This window comes from Paenibacillus sp. NPDC101420, from assembly GCF_050277435.1.
Lineage (GTDB): Bacteria > Bacillota > Bacilli > Paenibacillales > Paenibacillaceae > Paenibacillus_AQ.
The window spans coordinates 490497-506193 of record NZ_JBNNSE010000004.1 but is presented as its reverse complement, the minus strand read 5'-3'; the positions used below and the strand labels follow the sequence as shown (position 1 = coordinate 506193).

At 45.6% G+C, this 15697-nt stretch carries 14 protein-coding genes and 1 pseudogene; 3 read left to right on the top strand and 12 right to left on the bottom strand.

What is annotated here, in order from left to right:
• Positions 1 to 25: 25 nt before the first annotated feature.
• From ACQKMP_RS20175 to ACQKMP_RS20160, 4 genes and pseudogenes are all read right to left on the bottom strand, one after another.
• Positions 26 to 277 (bottom strand): YneF family protein, encoded by a 252-nt coding sequence (locus tag ACQKMP_RS20175; RefSeq protein WP_042123938.1) that lies wholly within the window; start codon positions 275 to 277, stop codon positions 26 to 28.
• 136 nt (positions 278 to 413) lie between these two features.
• Positions 414 to 1604, bottom strand: a pseudogene (gene queG / locus ACQKMP_RS20170) (tRNA epoxyqueuosine(34) reductase QueG); the annotation flags it as partial.
• A 36-nt stretch (positions 1605 to 1640) separates the two neighbouring features.
• Complete coding sequence (gene lepB, locus ACQKMP_RS20165) at positions 1641 to 2249, bottom strand: signal peptidase I (RefSeq protein ID WP_042184655.1); 609 nt, start codon at positions 2247 to 2249, stop codon at positions 1641 to 1643.
• A 190-nt stretch (positions 2250 to 2439) separates the two neighbouring features.
• Entirely contained in the window at positions 2440 to 2859 is a 420-nt protein-coding gene (locus ACQKMP_RS20160) for a GNAT family N-acetyltransferase (protein ID WP_036676822.1), read from the bottom strand.
• Between the two features lie 479 nt (positions 2860 to 3338).
• Between ACQKMP_RS20160 and ACQKMP_RS20155 the strand changes: the two genes are divergently transcribed.
• On the top strand, positions 3339 to 3947 hold the full coding sequence (locus ACQKMP_RS20155) for a superoxide dismutase (protein ID WP_042184652.1): 609 nt from the start codon (positions 3339 to 3341) through the stop codon (positions 3945 to 3947).
• Between the two features lie 409 nt (positions 3948 to 4356).
• Here the strand turns inward: ACQKMP_RS20155 and mutY are convergent, their stop codons facing one another.
• Positions 4357 to 5739 carry an A/G-specific adenine glycosylase gene (mutY, locus tag ACQKMP_RS20150; RefSeq protein WP_427470616.1) on the bottom strand — a complete coding sequence of 461 codons (1383 nt, stop codon included), beginning with the start codon at positions 5737 to 5739 and terminating at the stop codon, positions 4357 to 4359.
• A 37-nt stretch (positions 5740 to 5776) separates the two neighbouring features.
• Entirely contained in the window at positions 5777 to 6178 is a 402-nt protein-coding gene (acpS, locus tag ACQKMP_RS20145) for a holo-ACP synthase (RefSeq protein WP_339244623.1), read from the bottom strand.
• Between the two features lie 207 nt (positions 6179 to 6385).
• On the opposite strand from acpS, the gene ACQKMP_RS20140 reads away from it, so the two are divergent.
• Positions 6386 to 7207, top strand: coding sequence for an alpha/beta hydrolase (locus ACQKMP_RS20140; RefSeq protein ID WP_042184648.1), 822 nt, complete (start codon positions 6386 to 6388; stop codon positions 7205 to 7207).
• 86 nt (positions 7208 to 7293) lie between these two features.
• On the opposite strand, the gene nadE is transcribed toward ACQKMP_RS20140, so the two are convergent.
• The 3 genes from nadE to ACQKMP_RS20125 all read right to left on the bottom strand — a co-directional run bounded on the left by nadE (position 7294) and on the right by ACQKMP_RS20125 (position 10445).
• Entirely contained in the window at positions 7294 to 8103 is an 810-nt protein-coding gene (gene nadE / locus ACQKMP_RS20135; RefSeq protein ID WP_042184646.1) for an ammonia-dependent NAD(+) synthetase, read from the bottom strand.
• Between the two features lie 168 nt (positions 8104 to 8271).
• Complete coding sequence (locus ACQKMP_RS20130) at positions 8272 to 8706, bottom strand: BrxA/BrxB family bacilliredoxin (protein WP_042184644.1); 435 nt, start codon at positions 8704 to 8706, stop codon at positions 8272 to 8274.
• 116 nt (positions 8707 to 8822) lie between these two features.
• Positions 8823 to 10445: a two-component system sensor histidine kinase NtrB gene (locus ACQKMP_RS20125; RefSeq protein ID WP_339244620.1), complete on the bottom strand. Its 1623-nt coding sequence runs from the start codon at positions 10443 to 10445 to the stop codon at positions 8823 to 8825.
• 277 nt (positions 10446 to 10722) lie between these two features.
• Here ACQKMP_RS20125 and ACQKMP_RS20120 point away from each other — a divergent pair, with 277 nt between their 5' ends.
• Positions 10723 to 11991, top strand: coding sequence for an NAD(P)/FAD-dependent oxidoreductase (locus ACQKMP_RS20120; protein ID WP_427470612.1), 1269 nt, complete (start codon positions 10723 to 10725; stop codon positions 11989 to 11991).
• Between the two features lie 68 nt (positions 11992 to 12059).
• Here the strand turns inward: ACQKMP_RS20120 and ACQKMP_RS20115 are convergent, their stop codons facing one another.
• The 3 genes from ACQKMP_RS20115 to ACQKMP_RS20105 form a co-directional block, all read right to left on the bottom strand.
• Positions 12060 to 13340, bottom strand: a complete 1281-nt coding sequence (locus ACQKMP_RS20115; RefSeq protein WP_427470610.1) for an ABC transporter permease — start codon at positions 13338 to 13340, stop codon at positions 12060 to 12062.
• Positions 13319 to 14059, bottom strand: coding sequence for an ABC transporter ATP-binding protein (locus tag ACQKMP_RS20110; protein ID WP_042184638.1), 741 nt, complete (start codon positions 14057 to 14059; stop codon positions 13319 to 13321). Before ACQKMP_RS20110 ends, ACQKMP_RS20115 begins: the two co-directional genes overlap by 22 nt.
• Positions 14060 to 14260: 201 nt before the next feature.
• Positions 14261 to 15604, bottom strand: coding sequence for an MFS transporter (locus ACQKMP_RS20105; protein WP_427470608.1), 1344 nt, complete (start codon positions 15602 to 15604; stop codon positions 14261 to 14263).
• Positions 15605 to 15697 lie beyond the last annotated feature (93 nt).

Below are 15697 nucleotides of genomic sequence, written 5' to 3'. Positions count from 1 at the left end.
CCGTATAATTTCTATCCGGACCCGGTTACTTACTTCTACGTTTATTCCCTTTAGCTGCTCCTGGTCGGGCGCCTGTCTGGTTCTGATTCTTCATCATCTGTTGGGCACGTTGCATTTGTTTCCCATTCAGGTTATAACCCATTTGTTTCGCAACCTTTTGCAGCATTTCAGGATCATTCTGCATAGTTGTCATTTGTCTGCGCAGATAATACACACCGATAAAAAATCCACCGATGAGACCTACGACCAATGTAATAATAGGTAATGCGATATTCATCTAAAGCCCACCTCTACACTCTATTGTCTGCATCGCCATATGGCGCGCGAATCTATCATAGCATTTCGAGAACTGGACAGCAATTGGGAATATGCAACCTATCTATGATCTTTTTCCTTCATTAAACATCGTTGTCCTCTCGTGCCTGCTTCCCAGTAAGGAGCACATCCTGTGCCCGGCTCAGCATTTCTTTTACCGTGTCATGCTCTTCGCGCTCTAAAGCCGATTCAACAGCAGCTAGAGCCTCCTCACCACCGATGCGTCCCAGTGCCCAAGCAGCAGTGCCTCGCATCTCAGGCCGCGGCTCTTTCAGAACAATTTCTGTTAGCTTTGGCACCGCTTCTACTTCCTTGAAATTACCGAGAGCGATGATCGCATTTCGTTGAATCGGCTTTTTGCCTCTCCAGGCAGCAGAGCTATTTCCGAATCTCTCTTTGAATTCACGGTTGCTAAGATCCAGGATTGGCATTAACAATGGCTTCACGATCTCAGGATCAGGTAGCATCTGAGGGCGATGATTCCAGTTCTTCCCTCGATTCTTGGGACATACAATCTGGCAGGTGTCACAGCCGTATAGACGGTTGCCAATCTTGGTCATGTATTCATCACTCAGAAATCCTTTAGTCTGCGTCAGAAAAGAAATACAAGCCTGCGCGTTAAGCTGACCCGGCCCCACCAGTGCACCGGTTGGACAAGCATCAATACACTTGGTACACTCCCCGCAGCCTTCCTCAACAGGCTCATCCGGAGCAAAAGGAATGTTCGTAACCATCTCCCCTAGATAAATCCAGGATCCCCATTTGGGTGAGATGATAGAACAGTTTTTGCCGCTGAAGCCTATCCCCGCTCTTTCCGCTACCGCTCTATCTACCAGTACACCGGTATCGACCATACTTTCCAGCACAGCCTCCGGTACACGTTCATGAATAAAGTCCTCTAGCTTACTTAAGGCCTCCCTCAGCACATGATGATAATCCCTGCCCCATGATGCTCGGGCGAGAATACCTCTTCGTGCGCCTGGCTCAGATTTCGGAGGATTCTCCATTTTGGAAGGATAGGCCACAGCAATTGAAATAATAGATAAGGGCTTGTCCCCAGAGCTCAGAGCAGGGATTGTCCTTTTATCCAGATCCGGTTCCTCGAAACCAGATTCATATCCTTTGTCTCGGTGGTCTTGCAGAATATTTTTCAGATATAAAAAAGGCTCTGCTGTAGTAAACCCGATATCATCAATACCGAGTGACGTCGCAGCCTCCTGAATCTCCGCTTTAAGCTGTGCCCACTTGGAAGGCGGGGGTGCATACGGTGACTGAAATGTATTGTTCATTTCCGCCTTCTCCTTTTCATGTTATCGATAAAATTCTTATAACCCTTTCAGTTTAGACAGCGGCCACCAGATATAATCCGCCCTGCCTACAATCATGTCCTGTGGGATGGAGCCGAAATAACGACTATCTTTGCTTGCTGAAGCATGACGGTTATCTCCCATGACAAAATAGTTTCCGCTCTCCACAGTTAACGCCGCGAAATCCGGGTCTTCAATCTCGGTATCTATATACGGCTCATTCACTATTTTTCCATTCACATATAACTGGTGATCCTTCACTTCTATGATATCTCCAGGTATGCCAATGACTCGTTTTACTAAAAAGTCCTTCCGACTTGGTCCAGTGCTAGGATCATGAAGAATGACGACATCCCCGTGTTTTGGGTTTACAAACATCAATGAAAGCTTATTAATAAAGAGCCTCTCACCTTCCACAAGCGTTGGCTGCATAGACTGACCTTTAACCGTTGATATATTGAACACAAAAATATTAAGAACCGACATTACCGCAAAGACAACTACCGCTGTAAGCAACCAATCCTTCAATTCCGCGGCCAAACGACCACCAAAGCCTTTGTTTGATCTGGACGATCTATGTCTTTGCTTCCGATTACGCATGAACTCTACTTGGGACTCCTGACTCAATATGTCACCTCTTATTCTCAATTATTGATGTCTATACTTGCAGATATTATAACAATAAAAAAGCATATCTCCCAGCCATTAGTAATGGACTTCTGGAAAATACGCTTGAGTATGAATGAAACAGACTATATCATCAACTATAGTTCTTTATTTAGTAAATGTTTCCGCTTACGCATCTGAGTGATCAAAATTACCCAACAATGCTCAGCTTCCGGACAGATTTAAAAATTTGATTCTCGCTATATCCCATAGCTTCATACAATGGCAATGCAAAAGAATTATGCTCATCGACGGCTACGTAGATACCACTAACCTTACGAGCTTGAAACCTGGATTCCATAGCCGATACCAGACTTCTACCGACTCCTCTGCGGCGATAATCAGGATGTACAGCAATCCGGAAATAACAACCGTGGTTTTTCTCAATCGTACCAATCAGTGCTCCAACAATTTCTTCTTCATCTTCCGCAACTACAATGAGATCTGAATCCCATGAAAGCTGCCTGGAGAAAGGCTCGATAGTGTTCTCGAAACATTCTTCCGATAATGCGGTTTGCAGCAAATCAGTCACAGGGCTAACGTCGCTTAATTGAAAGGAACGAACGTGCATTCTTTAAAATCTCCCTTGTCTATGGCTTATGAATTTAACAAAAAGAAGGGGTTCCCTTAACATTGAGAAAATAAAAAAAAGCATCAAATACCGAGGAATACCTGCTTTTAAATCTATTAAAGCACACTTTTCTCGTGATATCATCATTTTTCTTTTGAAAGCGCTTAATATCAAGCGTTTACATTTTGACTAAGATTCATTGTTTCATTATAAGGGTAATTATAAAGAGTTATGTCTATGGGGTGACGGCTCTTTATTTTAACATTTTAAATACAATTGATGATTCTGTTTACACTCCCATCATACTTTATAAACATTTATGTTTGTTTAGTGTTGCATTATTGATCCAGATACTGTTTAATTAAAGTATCCTATTGGGAGATACCCTATAGTACATATCAACAATAAAGAATTTTGACGATAAACCGCCGAAGTTCTTTATCTATACAAATTCTAATATACTCAGGAGGGATTTTTCCATGGCATTTCAATTACCAGCACTTCCTTATGCAAACAACGCACTCGAACCACACATCGACGCTTTGACGATGGAAATTCACCATGATAGACACCATAACACATATGTGACTAATCTGAACGCAGCTTTGGAAAAGGCACCTGAATTGCAAAGCAAAAGCATCGAAGAACTTCTTACAGATCTGAACGCTGTACCAGAAGCTATCCGCACTGCTGTTCGTAACAATGGTGGCGGACACGCTAACCACACCTTGTTCTGGGAAGTTATCGGACCAAACGGCGGCGGCGCACCAACTGGCGCACTTGCAGCAGCTATTGACAGCGAACTGGGCGGATTCGAAAAATTCAAAGAAGATTTCGCAGCAGCAGCAACTACTCGTTTCGGCAGTGGCTGGGCTTGGCTAGTTGTTAAAGATGGCAAACTGGCAGTAACAAGCACACCTAACCAAGACAACCCAATCAGTGAAGGCGCTACTCCAATCCTCGGACTTGATGTATGGGAGCACGCTTACTACCTGAACTACCAAAACAAACGCCCTGATTACATCAAAGCGTTCTGGAACGTAGTAAACTGGGAAGAAGTTGGCAAACGTTACGAAAGCGCGAAATAAGGAATTAAAATCGGCTTGAGCTTATAGCTTAATAGCCAATTTAAAAAGGTATCCCCTGGCCTAATAGGCTGCGGGATACCTTTTTTTATGTTGCTCTACTGGGCAGAGTCCCCAAATAGCCTTCGTCTTACTATAATTAGGGAAAAACCCCCTAAAATTCAGCGATATTCTCCATAAACACTAGTAATAAGGGAAAACCTCCCTAAAAACTAGCGGTTCTGGAGCATAAATAAGATATTCACCGAATTTTTAGGGAGGTTTTCCCTAAAATGATTAAAAATAGGCGGAAAGGGCATGATTTCAGGGAATAATTCCCTAAAAACAATTTTGATCACTCTTGAGGTCATAAAACAACAGAAGCAATTAGATGTAAGCATAGTACATTCCATACTTCTACATCAAACATTCTCTACTTCCCCGACTTCGCCAGCTCTTCCTGCTCATCGAAATAAAGGTTCAGCAGCTTCAAGAAGACATTAGGGAACGCATAATTAGCCATGTCCTCACGACTGATCCAGCGCACGGCTCCGCCATCCTCTGGACTAGCATTACCGTCCTCAAATTTCTCGACGGGCACGCTGCTGTCCATCTCTGGGAACAGGCCTGCATCCGCGGTGTAGGCTGCCCGTCCTTCTGCCGCTATTGGCAGCGGAAGGGCATCCTCCTCCCTGCAGCGATACACCTGCAGGGTCCACACAATATGGCTGAAAATATGCTCAGCAGCCATCCAGTGCTCCTCAGGCCGGGCGGAGATCCCGGCCTGCCGCAGTGACCGGCGCAGCCGGTCCAGCGCCGCGGCCTCCGGCAGCCGCGCGTTCTTAGCGCCGCTTTCCGCTGGCGGCGCCTGCCAGTGCGGCAGCTCCCACATGCGGGCTAACAGCCCGCTTTGTGGCCGCTGCCGGATGAGCACTTGGCCCGCGTGGGTACCGCGGCCCTCGATTAAGGCCGCCAGCCGCTCCTCTGGGCGCGGCGGCTTGGCCTTGGTCTTGACGGGCAGCGAAGTCTCGCAGCCCGCCAGGCGCGCAGCGCAATGCTCCATCACCGGGCAGGTTAAGCAGCTCGGTGATTTCGGGGTGCATACGAGCGCCCCGAGCTCCATAAGCGCCTGATTAAATGAGGCAGCTTCCCCCTCCGGGATCAGCTCAGCCGCCAGGCGCTCCATTTTCACACGGGTGGGTCCCTTAGCGATATCATCCTCGATGAGGAAGTATCGGGACAACACCCGCATTACATTACCATCTACCGCTGGTTCTGGCCGATTAAACGCGATGCTGAGAATAGCCCCTGCTGTGTAAGGACCCACTCCCTTTAAGCTGAACACCGCATCACGGTCATTCGGCACCTGTCCACCATAAAGCTCCTTTACCTGCTTGGCTGCATGCTGTATATTACGTGCGCGGGAATAATACCCTAAGCCTTCCCAACACTTAAGCACGTCTTCTTCAGGGGCGTCAGCGAGTGACTCCACCGTCGGAAAGCGTTCAATAAAACGATTAAAATAAGGGATTACAGTATCTACCCTTGTCTGCTGCAGCATGATTTCAGAAATCCAAATATAATAAGGATTGCGGTGCCTGCGCCAAGGCAAATCCCGCTTCTGCCCTTGATACCACTCCAGCAAATGATAACTGAAATATTGCTTGGCCTCCCGCAGCTCCTGATCTTGTTTATCTTGTCCTTCTTTAAAATCCAGCTGTTTTGGTCGTTCATCTTGATCTTGCAGATCTTGTCCTTTTTTTAACTCTCGTCCTTCTTCTCGTTCCTGCAAATCCTGTCGTTCTTGTTGTTTCATTGTAACTCTCCTTGCCCTTCTATAATCACGGTTCAATTCATGAACCTAGCTCCTCCACCACCACCGCAAAAGCTGAAGCCAAATCACGGCCATGCGTTATCGTAAGATGAATGGTATACTTCTGTCCTTCAGGTAGATCTAGTCTGCTCCAGGCTTCGCATGATAAGGTTACTTCCGGCTTACCTTTGCGGCCAGGTAATATCTCAATATCCTGAAAACCAACCACATTACCAATGCCACAACCTAAAGCCTTCACAACAGCTTCCTTGGCAGCAAAACGCCCGGCTACGAACTCAGCCAACCTTCCACCTCGTTGCTCAGCAAGCTGGTACTCTTGCTCCGTTAGGATGCGCTGGTTGAATTTCTTGCCCTGTCCCCTGCGTATTACCTCTGAGATTCGCTCAATTTCTAACACATCATGTCCGATTCCGTAAATCAAAATTTCACGCTCCTTATGGACGTGTATCCTATACTACTTCAATAATGGTATGATCATTATACAGGTCATTCATTTCAATTTTAAATTATAGTCCTATAAGATTCTTTCTGCTATCTTAAAAGAAAATGCTTTGGAAGTCTATCTAGCCGCTTTCGTGATGGACTAGCTGATTTACTTCATTTATATATAGAGAGAGGGGATTACCCTATGCAGCATCGTAATTTCGAAATACCCGCTGGTGAAGACGCTGTTCTCCGCTGCTCACACTTTCCTGCCCAAGAAGCACCTAAGAGCCTTATCGTTATTGCACACGGCTACAAGGGCTTCAAAGATTGGGGGATGTTTCCTTACATAGCCACTACTCTCAGCCAAGATCATGAAGTGATCACCTTCAACTTCTCTCATGCTGGAATCGGAGAGGATCTGCTGCATTTTACCGAGCTTGAAAAATTCGCCCGCAACACCTTTCGTCGCGAGCTGAAGGACATGGAAATACTGTTGTCCTACCTTAGCCAGCACCCGAAATTCGGCAGCTTGCCCTTATTCCTTCTAGGACATAGTCTTGGAGGGGGCATTTGTCTAGTCTACACGCTTGATCATCCGAGTGAAGTTAGCGGGGTCATCTCCTGGAACGGGGTTACGAAGCTCGATTTGTTGACGGAAGAACAAAAGCAGGAGATGAAGCAAACAGGACGAACCCATGTCCTTAATGCACGCACAGGCCAACAAATGCCGCTGGATGCTGTTATTTTAGAAGATATGGAGAACCAACAAGAACGTTATAATATCCTTGAACGCATGAAGACAGCGTCCTTCCCAGTTGTTCTTATTCAAGGCAGTCTGGATGGAGCGCACCTCCGGCAAGGATCTGAGCAGCTCACTGAGCTCCGACCCGATATTAACTGGGTTCATATTCCTGAGGGTAATCATACCTTCGGTACTGTGCATCCTTTTGCCGGCACTACCCCACAATTGGAGCTTGCGATTGCTTCGACCACTAATTTTATCGATCAAACGCTGGCTAACTAAGATTCATGTAGCTTATCCATCTTACAAAAAACCGCCACGAGAGCTGCTACAACGCAGACCCGTGGCGGTTTCTACTTCTACCTATTCTAAATTCCAGGAATGACATTGCGCTTATGCGCCGTTCTCCGGTAATAATTCTCGAGTTTCTCCGCTACCTCAGGGTTAACCTGTTTGCCTTCCAAATAATCGCTATTATCATCATAAGTAATGCCCAGCTCGGTTTCATCCGTCTGCCCCGGCCATAAGCCTGCCGTAGGTGCTTTAGTAACAATATCCGCAGGCACACCAATATGAGCAGCTAATTGACGAACCTGACGTTTGTTAAGTGTGGATAGAGGTGTAATATCTACAGCGCCATCCCCCCACTTGGTGTAGAAACCCGTAATGGCTTCTGAAGCATGATCCGTTCCTACTACAATCAGATTGTTCTCAAAAGAGAGCGCATATTGCATAACCATACGTGTTCTCGCTTTAACATTCCCCTTGCCTTGATGGGTCATATGACGATGTTGGCCCAAGGACTTCAGGCTATGCTCAACTTCAAGCGCAATCTCATTTACAGCTTCCTCAATGTTTGTCTCCACGGTATGGGTCAGATTAAAAGCTTTTGCGACATCATAGCTGTGCTGGATATCCTCTTGAACACCATATGGCTGGTATACGCCAAGCGTAATATACTCTGTGCCTTCTTGAGCCGACAGCTCGTCCGTAGCCTGCTTACACAGACCCGCAGCTACCGCGCTGTCCACCCCGCCGCTAATGGCGATCAATAATCCTTTGGCACCTGCCTTCAGCACGTACGACTTTAAGAAATCAACCCGTTTGCGTACCTCTGCTTCTACATCAATCGTTGGCTTCACACCAAGATCTGCAATAATTTCTTCCTGCAAACTCACAAACCACACCCCGTTCCATCAGAAATGGTTCCATATCCATCAAAATATCCATACCAAGTGAAGCTCTATGCTTCTAAGTATATTCTATCCCATTATCGCTCTTATATTTTGAAAAATCCCGCAACAGCCGAATTACCGACTAATGCGAGATTATATGGAATAACTTTTTTACTTGCAAAAACGATCAAAAACTTCTTTCAACTCAGCAGCAATTTCAGCAGCCGAACGATTTTCAACACTATGGCGTTCAATAAAATGAACGAGCTCTCCATCCTTCATCAATGCGATGGAAGGGGAAGATGGCGGATAAGGAGCAAAATATTCACGCGCTTTAGCAGTAGCTTCTTTCTCTTGACCTGCAAACACTGTGAACAAGTGATCCGGAGCGATCTCATTTTGCAATGCCTGAGCTACACCAGGACGGCATTGTCCAGCGGCACAACCACAGACCGAATTCACGACTACAAGCGCCGTACCTTTTGCGGTAGGAAGAGTGGCTTCCACCTCTTCTGGAGTCATAAGCTCCTGAAACCCAATGCTTGTAAGGTCATCACGCATAGGCTGAATCGAATCTCTCATATATTGATTAAAAGACATGGACATTTCTCTGCACTCTCCTTCACTGATTACTGTTTTGTCAGATAACATTACAGCAGTACTTACTAACTTTATTATACATTCATACTCTGTGAAAGCAAGAGATGCTACAGTAACCTGATTTAATCCGTAAGCATGGCTTCACTATATTCATCCTTTACTAAAGGGAATGAGATGGTAAATACTGTACCCTCTCCTTCTACAGAATCTACAGTTATTTTACCGTTATGCCGTTCCACAATACTGAGACACAAGGATAACCCTAGACCCGTTCCCTCCCTTTTTGTTGTGAAGAAAGGGGAAAACAGCTTCTCTCGTTGACTGTCCGACATACCGATTCCTCTATCCCTTACAATTAGCTCCACTTGTTCCTGAGTACTATGTGTTTCCAGTGTCAGAATCCCCTTGGATCCCATAGCCTCCATGCCGTTGCGGCCTAAATTAAGGATAAGCTGCTTGATTTCCCGAACGTTTAACTCCAATTCATGGATGGATGCGTTCAGCTTTAGCTCAACACTTTGACCACGAAGATTAGCATCCGCCCACAGCAGCGGACTGACTTCTTCTATAACTCGGTGTAATAGCACTTTCTCCTTATCGGATATCCGGCTTTGTGCCAGCGATAGGAAATCATTAATAATGCTATTCGCCCGATCCAGCTCCTCCAATACGATCTGATAATAAGAATCCAAATCATCCGAGCTCTTTTCTCTCATTAGCTGTAAAAATCCGCGAACTACCGCCATAGGATTACGAATCTCATGGGTAATTCCGGCAGCCATCTGCCCTACTAAGCTCAATCGTTCCACATGATCCAGCTCTGAGCGGAGTTTCACTTCATCCGTAATATCCTGTGCAATGAGTACCACTCCACTCGTTAATCCTGAGTTCTTATGCATTAGTGGTGCTGAATAAATTTGATAGATCCGCGTTCCATGAATCATTCGCTCATGGGAACGCCGTTTATGCTGAATGTTATCCCGTACCCTCATATATGCATCAACATCCGCTGAACCATTAAAAAATTCCCTAACCGGCTTGCCAATAATATCTTCCCTTTTCAAATTGGGATAATGAATTCGTGCCATTCCCAACATACAATCATTGAGGTCGGTCACAACTCCGTGATCATCCAGGGACATAATACTCAGAGGTACTACATTTGTAATCTGCTGCAGCTTCTCAGACTCCCACTGGAAATTATCACTTATACTTTCCATATGTATTTTAGCCCGCCAACTACTCCAGACCATTTCAACAAAATAAACAAAAATACCGCCTAGTGCGATGCTGAAAAATAGATACAAAGTAATCAAAAGTGACTCGCCAGAATGAGCCTCATATATATTTTTTCCACCTATAATAGGCACAAGTGCAATGAACAACATATTCGGACAAAGAACCATCCATAACATACCTATCTTCTCTACCACTGTGCCTTTCTTAAAAGGCTTAGCCAGCCCAAACAGCAACGGATATAATAATATTCCTGAATTTAATATCATATTACTTATTCCTGCTGGCTCTGCAATGAATATATTACAGACAAGCAAAAAGATGGACAGCAGAATGCCTGAACGTACAGTTCCATATAAAATACCGATATAAGCAGGAATCATTCCTAAATTCAAATAAGCAATACCGAATAAAGTCGTCGAAAGAAGAGAGCATAGCATAAGACTTAACGCACACGCCAAAACCAAAAAAGTTTGATTATCCGGGAAACTACCTTTTTTTCGAGCCACAAGCCCTCGGTCCACCCACCACTGAATCAGAAAAAGAAAGGAGCATGCTGCCGATATTTGCAATAATATATCCTTAATTGCGCCAATAATTACAATCACACCCCAAAATGGACAAATTGCCCTACATGACTAGATTAAAGCACAGGATTACTCTCCTGACAACGATTATAACCAAGTGAGCGAACAAGACTGGTTACATGACAGTCAGAATGGTATGATTCCGTTAGGAAAACACGAAGTAACACCCGTGTCTTAACATGTAAAGGAGTAAAATTTCATGAGCAACTTCGATGTGATCGTCATAGGTGGCGGCCCTTCGGGATTAATGGCAAGCGTGGCCGCAGCAGAACACGGGGCATCCGTACTACTGATCGACAAGGGAGCTAAGCTAGGACGAAAGCTCGGGATATCTGGTGGCGGACGCTGCAATGTAACGAACGTCAAGGAGAGAGATGAGTTAATCTCCCATATCCCGGGAAACGGGCGGTTTTTGTATAGCGCCTTCGACCATTTTAATAATCAAGATATCATTGCCTTTTTTGAAGGCTTAGGCATTGCATTAAAGGAAGAAGACAACGGACGGATGTTTCCCGTCTCCGATAAGGCCTCCAGCGTCGTCTCCGCCTTAATTAACAAAGTACGGGGTCTAGGTGTGCAGATTATGACGGATAGTCCTGTTTCACATGTAATATATGAAGAAGGGGCCGTTAAGGGCGTTCAGTTGGGCTCGGGCAAAACGATTTCCAGTGCTGCCGTAATCATCGCCACCGGAGGAAAGTCCGTTCCTCAGACCGGCTCTACTGGAGATGGGTACCCATGGGCTGAAGCCGCAGGCCACACCATTACTGAGCTGTTTCCGACAGAGGTACCGATTATTTCACGGGAAGAGTGGATTAAATCCGGTGAGCTGCAAGGATTGTCGCTACGCGATGTGGCACTTACTGTATGGAATCCAAAAGAAAAGAAGGTCATTTCTCATCGCGGAGATATGATCTTCACCCATTTTGGATTATCAGGGCCAATTGCGCTGCGCTGCAGTCAATTTCTGAGACAGGTCCAGCGTAAATCAGGGAATGACACGGTTGAGATGTCCATCGATCTCTTCCCTGATCTGAACTTGCAAGAAGTGGAATCATCGCTGCAGGACAAGCTGGACCAGGAGCCGAAGAAAGCGATCCGCAATTCACTAAAGGGGCTGCTGCCAGAACGTCTCATTCCCCTCTTGTTAGCTAAAGCTGACCTGGATGGAGATATTACGGGTCATCATGTATCCAAGAATGGATTGCATGCGCTAGCAGGTATCTTGAAAAGGATGCCCGTTAATGTTCATGGTACCCGCTCCCTGTCCGAAGCCTTTGTTACGGGTGGCGGCGTAAATCTGAAAGAGATCGATCCCAAAAGAATGGAATCTAAGCTTATGCAAGGGTTATTCTTCTGTGGAGAGGTACTCGATATCCATGGCTACACTGGTGGCTACAATATAACAGCAGCGTTCTCTACTGGATATACAGCAGGCAAACATGCCGCTGACCTTCGCCTTAGTTAATGCGTTGCAACTAAAAACAGCGTGACTTGAAAGGCTTCTCAAGTCACGCTGTTTTTTTTATCTATCTATCAATCTTTGCCCAATCGGAACGTACCAAATATTCTGCTGATAAAGAGTCCAACCATGTATCCAACCGGTACGAACAAGATGATCCCCCACCATCCATATAAAGAGAGACAGATTAGTGCGGAGGTAATCATTGTAAAGGGAAGTAATAAAATAGGGACCGCATGCATACCCGCTTCAGCCTTTTGTTCTTTCGTAAATGGAAGTATCCCAATGTAATCATCTCCAACAAACAAAGACCAGAACGAAAACAGCCAAAAAGTCATAAGCGATGTTAATACTACAAATCCTAGCCATTTAAATCCCGATGGAATGATAAGGATCGCTACCGCGGACACGGCAGTGAAAGCCAAGTAAAGCTTCAAATGGGCTGGATTCCGTACGAGTGCCTTAATCGCTGCCGCAGAGAAACGGCTCTCGGCAGTCTTTGATTTAAGCAAAGGCTGCGACTTCCGGAAAATCCATGGCTTATGGCGAGTCGGGCGAGGTTTATCCAGAACATGGCGGAGCAGTATGGCCGCTATCTTCATTCGCTGCTTGTAGTCCTCGCGTACATCGTTCATAAATGTCCCACGCATCAATAAGCGCCACCGGAAAGCAAATATTGCAACGACTGTGAATACAACCGCACTCAGCAATATGATAAGCGGGCGATCATTCCAAAGGCTAGCTACTCTGAAATAAATAGCGTTCGGGACGGAGATCGCCAAAAATAGCCATAACCAGCGACGCCAACCTTGCTTCTGTACTTTTACAAGATGTCCAAGTAACTTAACACACCAACTGCACGCCAAGGTCAGAGCGAAAAGCGCCCATACCTCCGATGACGTCATCTCAAATCCCCGAATCAGAAAAGGCAGTAACAGTGCAAAAGCTACACAGAACTTCAGCGAGGTTACAATCAGGCTGTAGAGCAACCCGCGAAATAGGATCGTATTCATCCATCGTTGCCGTTGTCTAAGAAATAATAGATCGCCTTCCTGCAATAATAGCACCAAGCCCCCATTACAGATCAAGAGCACTAATAATGAAGGAATGAGCATAAACGGCAAATTCACACTCCAAGCCGGTAGCGCCTCATTCCAGAACCCATAATACAAACGCCCTCCCAATAATCCCCCGGGAATAAGAATATATAAAAGAACGGTCCAATCAGCCGCCGTACGGATAATAGCGGATTGCTCACGCCAATGAGAGAATAGCCGCCGTCTGAATAGTTGTTTAGCGTTAGAAAAAGCAAACGCCCGCTGTCCCTGCTTACTCATGTTAATTCGTCGAAGCAATCAAACAACGACGCCTCCGGCAGTCCAGCATAATCACGTATATCTTCGAGTGTTCCTGAGGCGGCAACCTTTCCCCCGGAGATCAATACGAAATCATCGCATATCTTCTCTGCTGTATCCAGTACATGCGTAGACATTAATACACCAGCTCCGCGCTTCCGCTCCGCTTCTAGCAACCGCAGGAAATCTTTAGTGGCGCGGGGGTCTAAACCAATAAATGGCTCGTCCACAATATAAACATCCGGTTGTACCAAGAAGCCAAGCATTAGCATCATTTTTTGTTTCATGCCCTTAGAGAATCCAGCTGGAAGATCATTGCGCACATGGCCCATACCAAACTGCTTCAACAGTCTTTCTGCAGTTTCTTCGAACTGTTCGTACTTCAGTCCATAGGCAGCGGCCGCTAAATCCAAGTGCTCCCACAATGTCAAATCCTCATAAAACACAGGTTGCTCCGGAACATAAGCGTAAGATTTATTAACTCCACTAAATGACACTTTAGCCTTGGTATTCTTCAACAAACCAAGCAGGGTCTTAATGGTTGTACTTTTCCCAGCACCATTAGGTCCGATCAGTCCGAGCAGTTGACCTCGCTTCACTTGAAAAGAAATATCGAATATGCAAGGATCTCCCGCTTCATAGCCAGCTTCATCGATCTCAACATCGAGCACAATGTCGTCATAGCTCTCGGTATCCACTGTAGTTTCTTCTTTTTCCATACTCTCCATCTCCTAGTACTTCTAATAAATACTATTATAAATTGCATTCCCTATTGCGTATATGAATGATATTCAAATGATCAACAGAGGCAATCGCAACTTATCTAATCGTACTATATATTTTTCCTGAAAATAATCAAGCTGCTTTTTTCACAATAATAACTTAAGCCCTGCGCAATAGCGAATAAAAGAAACCTCCCATCAAAGGGAGGTCTGTCCTACAAGGTCCATGTTATTCGTCGCAGCTATTCCTTCCTGCTTCTTGATCGCCGCTTCATCCCTGCGCTCGATTTTACCACGCAGCATTAACAGCCCTAGTCCTAGCAATCCTGTAAGCAAACCAGATAGAATAAAGGCAGATACCGGCCCCGATGCTGTCACTAAGGCTCCCCCGGCTACAGGTCCTAGAATAACAGCTGCGCTTGTCAGGCTGCCTATGGTTCCAAATACACGACCCGTGTATTCTGCAGGTGTCCGCTGCTGGAGCATTGAATTGAAGGGGATAAACGCTAGTCCTGCACCCACACCAGCAAACATGAAGGACCCAAACAAAGCAATGTTCATCCAGATTCCGGCTTGACCATGAGCAGTTACGATCCCTGCACTTGAGAAGACAACGCCCATGATTACAGCCCCTAATCCCATAAAAATAAGCGGATGCTTACCACTGCCTAATCGGCTTACAAGCAGCGCAGATAGCAAGGTTCCAAAGCCACTGGCTGCTACACACCACCCCAGCAGATCTCCGTTCACACCTGGAATCTCCCGGAATAACGTTACAATCTGAGAGTCTCCGATCTGTAGCATTAGCAGCACCAGTACTAGCATAACAATGCCACACAGCACTACAGGCATTCCTGCAATCACATGCAGACCTGCCGACATTTCTTGGCGGAAGGATTTACGCACCTCCGTATCCCCCCCGCTTGCTTCCGTATCTTCCTTCTTTATCACAGCTGTACGCGGTAATCCAAGCAAAATAATCGCCGATAAAACGAATGTAGCAGAATCGATCATATAACAAACAGATATGCCGAAGGCTGCAACTAGCAATCCACCAAGAGCTGGACCCACAATTTTAGTTATCTGCTCTATAGATGAGCTAAGCGCCATTGCTTTATCCATCTGAGCCGCAGGAACAAGTTCCTTAATCTTTCCGCTTTTGGCCGGAGAGAACAGCACATCCATACATCCCTTAGCCAGCAGCAGCACATAAACCTGCCACAGCGAGCCTGCAAATACCAAGCAAATAACAACCGCTGCACGGGCTATGTCCGAACCAATCATTAGTGCCTTGCGGTTAAAACGATCACTTAAATAACCTGCAACCGGTCCTCCTAAGAGCAAAGGAACTGCCATACATAAAGATATAGCCGTAATTTCCCACGGTGTGGCATTCCATTTAAACCCTACCATTGTCAGTAGCGCTAGTATATGCAACCAGTCTCCTACATTCGATACAAGCTGTGCCGCAATAAGCAGCATGAATGGTTTATTTGCGGTTAGCTTACTTTCTTTTAAACCATCAATATGATGTTCCTCCATCCTTCCTTCACTCCCCGTTACTATTTCTCAATGAAATAATAGTAAAATATTGGGGATTGTCATACATCCGTCTGGAGGCGTAAATAACACTGA

Excerpts from the sequence above, each read along its gene's own strand:
- ACQKMP_RS20175 (WP_042123938.1), bottom strand. The coding sequence starts at position 277 with ATGAATATCGCATTACCTATTATTACATTGGTCGTAGGTCTCATCGGT.
- ACQKMP_RS20160 (WP_036676822.1), bottom strand. The coding sequence starts at position 2,859 with ATGCACGTTCGTTCCTTTCAATTAAGCGACGTTAGCCCTGTGACTGAT.
- ACQKMP_RS20155 (WP_042184652.1), top strand. The coding sequence starts at position 3,339 with ATGGCATTTCAATTACCAGCACTTCCTTATGCAAACAACGCACTCGAA.
- mutY (WP_427470616.1), bottom strand. The coding sequence starts at position 5,739 with ATGAAACAACAAGAACGACAGGATTTGCAGGAACGAGAAGAAGGACGA.
- ACQKMP_RS20140 (WP_042184648.1), top strand. The coding sequence starts at position 6,386 with ATGCAGCATCGTAATTTCGAAATACCCGCTGGTGAAGACGCTGTTCTC.
- ACQKMP_RS20130 (WP_042184644.1), bottom strand. The coding sequence starts at position 8,706 with ATGTCCATGTCTTTTAATCAATATATGAGAGATTCGATTCAGCCTATG.
- ACQKMP_RS20120 (WP_427470612.1), top strand. The coding sequence starts at position 10,723 with ATGAGCAACTTCGATGTGATCGTCATAGGTGGCGGCCCTTCGGGATTA.
- ACQKMP_RS20110 (WP_042184638.1), bottom strand. The coding sequence starts at position 14,059 with ATGGAAAAAGAAGAAACTACAGTGGATACCGAGAGCTATGACGACATT.
- ACQKMP_RS20105 (WP_427470608.1), bottom strand. The coding sequence starts at position 15,604 with ATGGAGGAACATCATATTGATGGTTTAAAAGAAAGTAAGCTAACCGCA.